The organism is Micrococcus sp. HG099, from assembly GCF_024723355.1.
In the GTDB taxonomy this organism is placed as follows: domain Bacteria; phylum Actinomycetota; class Actinomycetes; order Actinomycetales; family Micrococcaceae; genus Micrococcus; species Micrococcus endophyticus.
This window is the reverse complement of the sequence record NZ_JANQCJ010000298.1, coordinates 1-503: the sequence shown is the minus strand read 5'-3', so window position 1 is coordinate 503 and position 503 is coordinate 1. Positions and strand designations below refer to the sequence as shown.

Below are 503 nucleotides of genomic sequence, written 5' to 3'. Positions count from 1 at the left end.
GCCCGGCACTCCGCGAGCGCGCGGGCGGCCCACTGCTCCAGCGCCGCGGCGTCCTCCGCGGCGATCGCGGCCGTGCGCACGAGCCCCTCGCGCACCCCCGGCCCGAGCCCGTCGGCGAGGTCCTCGAGCGCGGGCAGCACGCGGGTGCGGACCCGCGAGCGCAGCAGCGCGGGGTCGGCGTTGTGGGGGTCCTCCCACCACCGCACGCCGGCCCAGCGGCAGATCGCCTCGGCGTCGGCGCGGGTCAGCCCGAGCAGCGGTCGGGCGAGGGCCGCCCCTCCCGGCAGCGCGCCCGCGGCGGGGATGCCCGCGAGCGAGCGGGTCCCGGAGCCCCGGGCCAGGCCGAGGAGCACCTGCTCGGCCTGGTCGTCGGCGGTGTGGGCGGTGAGCACCACGCCCGCGCCGGCCTCTCGGGCGGCGTCGGCGAACGCTCCCCGACGGGCCCGGCGGGCGGCGGCCCCGGGCCCCGCCCCCGCCCCGCGCACGGCCACGCGGGGCACGAG

General features: G+C 83.3%; 1 protein-coding gene. It reads right to left on the bottom strand.

Annotated features, from left to right (window positions below):
* On the bottom strand, nucleotides 1–503 hold a 503-nt coding region (locus tag NWP10_RS12315; protein ID WP_309137733.1), incomplete at both ends, for an ATP-binding protein.